This window comes from Streptomyces sp. NPDC057654, from assembly GCF_042800135.1.
GTDB lineage: Bacteria > Actinomycetota > Actinomycetes > Streptomycetales > Streptomycetaceae > Streptomyces.
The window spans coordinates 1-3,364 of record NZ_JBHVHQ010000916.1; the positions used below are offsets into that span (position 1 = coordinate 1).

Annotated in this window: 2 protein-coding genes; one reads left to right on the forward strand and one right to left on the reverse strand. The window is 75.3% G+C overall.

Annotated features, from left to right (window positions below; all coding sequences use genetic code 11):
* Positions 1 to 2: 2 nt before the first annotated feature.
* Positions 3 to 284, reverse strand: a complete 282-nt coding sequence (locus ACFU99_RS38230) for an HPr family phosphocarrier protein (RefSeq protein WP_030884355.1) — start codon at positions 282 to 284, stop codon at positions 3 to 5.
* 218 nt (positions 285 to 502) lie between these two features.
* Between ACFU99_RS38230 and ACFU99_RS38235 the strand changes: the two genes are divergently transcribed.
* On the forward strand, positions 503 to 3,343 hold the full coding sequence (locus tag ACFU99_RS38235; protein WP_384401682.1) for a GNAT family N-acetyltransferase: 2,841 nt from the start codon (positions 503 to 505) through the stop codon (positions 3,341 to 3,343).
* Positions 3,344 to 3,364: the final 21 nt, after the last annotated feature.

A 3,364-nucleotide genomic window follows, 5' to 3' on the forward strand; every position in this document is an offset into this window, starting at 1 on the left:
AATCAGACGGTCTCCGGGAGCTCCTCAAGGCCCTCGGCGACCAGCTTCGCGAGGCGGTCGAGCGCGGCCTCGGCGTCGTCGGCCTCGGAGGCGAGAACGATCTCCTCGCCGCCCTGGGCGCCCAGGCCCAGCACCGCCAGCATGGAGGCGGCGTTGACCGGGTTGCCGTCGGCCTTGGCGATCGTCACGGGGACGCCCGAGGCGGTCGCGGCACGGACGAAGATCGACGCGGGGCGGGCGTGCAGCCCCTCGGCCCAGCCGACGGTGACGCGGCGCTCAACCATGGTGTTGCCCTTCAAGTCGTCATTGGTTGTCTAGACCAGTCTCTCACGGTGCCGCCGTCGCTCCTGCGGTGACGTCCGGCGCCGCGCCGCCCCCTGTTCCCTCCTCCATTGTGCCGCCCCGCCCACCCGTACCCGCCGTCACCTGCCGCGCTCCCGCCGCCGCGCCCCACGGCACGGGCGAGCGGGGCCCTGTCAGTACCCGGTCGTACGCTGGCCCCATGCACACGCCGTCGGAGCACGCCGCGTACCCGACCCACTGGGAAGCCGATGTCGTGCTGCGCGACGGCGGCACGGCGCAGATCCGGCCCATCACCGAAGCCGACGCGCAGCGCCTGGTCAGCTTCTACGAGCAGGTGTCGGACGAGTCGAAGTACTACCGCTTCTTCGCCCCCTATCCGCGCCTGTCCGACCGCGACGTCCACCGATTCACCCACCACGACTACGTGGACCGCGTCGGCCTCGCCGCCACGGTCGGGGACGAGTTCATCGCCACCGTCCGCTACGACCGCATCGACGCGCGCGGCATGGCCGCCACCGCCCCCGCCGACGAGGCCGAGGTGGCCTTCCTCGTCCAGGACGCGCACCAGGGCCGCGGCGTGGCCTCCGCCCTCCTCGAACACATCGCCGCCGTCGCCCGCGAGCGCTCGATCCGCCGGTTCGCCGCCGAGGTGCTGCCCGCCAACACCAAAATGATCAAGGTCTTCACGGACGCCGGGTACACCCAGAAGCGCTCCTTCGAGGACGGCGTCGTCCGCCTCGAATTCGACCTGGAGCCCACCGACCAGTCCCTCGCCGTCCAGCGCGCCCGCGAGCAGCGCGCCGAGGCCCGCTCCGTGCGGCGGCTGCTCGCCCCCGGCTCCGTCGCCGTCGTCGGCACCGGCCGCGAGCCCGGCGGCGTGGGCCGCGCCGCCCTGCGCAACGTCCTGGCCGGCGGCTTCACCGGCCGTACGTACGCGGTCAACCGGGCCTTCCCCGAGGGCGCCTCGCGGCTGCTCCCGGAGGACGTGCCCGCCTACCGCTCGGTCGGCGACATCGAGGAGACCGTCGACCTCGCGGTCGTCGCGGTCCCCGCCGACCAGGTGCCCGCGGCCGTCGCCGACTGCGGCGAGCACGGCGTACAGGGCCTCGTCGTCCTCTCCGCCGGATACGCCGAGAGCGGCCCCGAGGGCCGCGACCGCCAGCGCGAACTGGTCCGCCAGGCCCGCTCGTACGGCATGCGCGTCATCGGCCCCAACGCGTTCGGCCTCATCAACACCGCCCCCGGCGTGCGGCTCAACGCCTCCCTCTCGCCCGAGCTGCCCGCCGCCGGACAGGTGGGGCTGTTCTCCCAGTCCGGCGCCATCGGCATCGCGCTGCTCTCCGGGCTGCACCGCCGCGCGGCCTCGCTCGCGGGCGTCTCCACCTTCGTCTCCGCCGGGAACCGCGCCGACGTCTCCGGCAACGACTTCCTCCAGTACTGGCACGACGACCCGGCCACCGCCGTCGTCGTCATGTACCTCGAATCCATCGGCGACCCGCGCAAGTTCACCCGCCTCGCCAAGCGCACCGCCGCCGTCAAGCCGGTCGTCGTCGTCAAGGGCGCCCGGCACGGCGGCACCGCCCCCTCCGGCCACGCCGTGCCCACCACCCGCATCCCCGACGCCACCGTCTCCGACCTGTTCCGGCAGGCCGGCGTCATCCGTGTGGACACCGTCACCGAACTCGCCGACACCGGGCTGCTGCTGGCGGCCCAGCCGCTGCCCGGCGGCCCGCGCGTCGCCATCCTCGGCAATTCGGACTCCCTCGCCCTCCTCACCTACGACGCCTGCCTCACCGAGCGGCTCCGCCCGCTGCCGCCGCACGACCTCACCACGTCCGCCGGACCGGCCGACTTCCGCGCGGCGCTCACCGACGCCCTCGCCGACGACCTCTGCGACGCGGTCGTCGTCACCGCCATCCCCTGGGTCGGCGACGCCTCGGCCGCGGAACTCGCCCAGTCCCTGCGCGAGGCGGTGGCCGCCGCCCCGACGGCGAAGCCGGTGGCCGTCGTACACCTCGAAATACCGGGGCTGGCCGAGGCGCTGGCCGCCCCGCGCGAGGACCCGGAGGCCGCGCCGGGCCCCGCCGCGGGCGGCATCCCCTCCTACCCCGCCGCCGAACGGGCCGTGCGGGCGCTGGCCCAGGCCGCGCGGTACGCGCAGTGGCGCAAGGGGACCGCCACGCCCGGACGGGTCCCGGAGTACGAGGACATCGACGAGGCCGGAGCCGCGGCCGACATCGACGTGCTCCTCGCCGCCCACGGAGAGGCCGCGTACGGGCGCGCGCGGGTCAGCGCTGACGGCTCCCCGCCCGGCGAGACCGCGGCTGCCCCGGCTGCTTCGTCGGCCCCTCGCTCCGTGCAGCTGTCCGCCGCGGACACCCAGCGGCTGCTGGCCCGGTACGGCATCCCCGTGCTGCCCGCGCTCCCCGCGCCCGGCCCCGACGAGGCCGTACGGGCCGCCGAACGGCTCGGCTACCCCGTCGCCCTCAAACCCACCGCGCCCCACCTGCGCCACCGCGCGGACCTCGGCGGGGTCCGCCTCGACCTCGGCGGCGAACGCGAACTGCGCCGCGCCTACACCGAGCTGACCGACCTGCTCGGCAAACCGGAGGAGCTCCGGCTCGTCGTGCAGTCGATGGCCCCGCGCGGCGTCGACACGGTCGTACGGGCCACCATCGACCCGGCCGTCGGCGCGGTGCTCTCCTTCGGGCTGGCCGGCGCGCCCTCCCTGCTGCTCGGCGACACCGCGCACCGGCTCGTACCGGCCACCGACCGCGACGCCGCCGAGCTGATCCGGTCCATCCGCACCGCCCCGCTCCTCTTCGGCTGGCGCGGCACCACCCCCGTGGACACCAAGGCGCTCGAAGAGCTCCTGCTGAGGGTCTCCCGCCTCGTCGACGACCACCCCGAGGTCGTCGCGGCCGACCTGGAGCCCGTGGTCGTCGCCCCGCACGGCCTCCAGGTCCTGGGCGCCACCCTGCGCCTCGCGCCCCCGCCCGTCCGCACCGACCTCGGCCCCCGCCGACTGCCCGCCTACTGAGACCCATACGCCCCGTAGGAT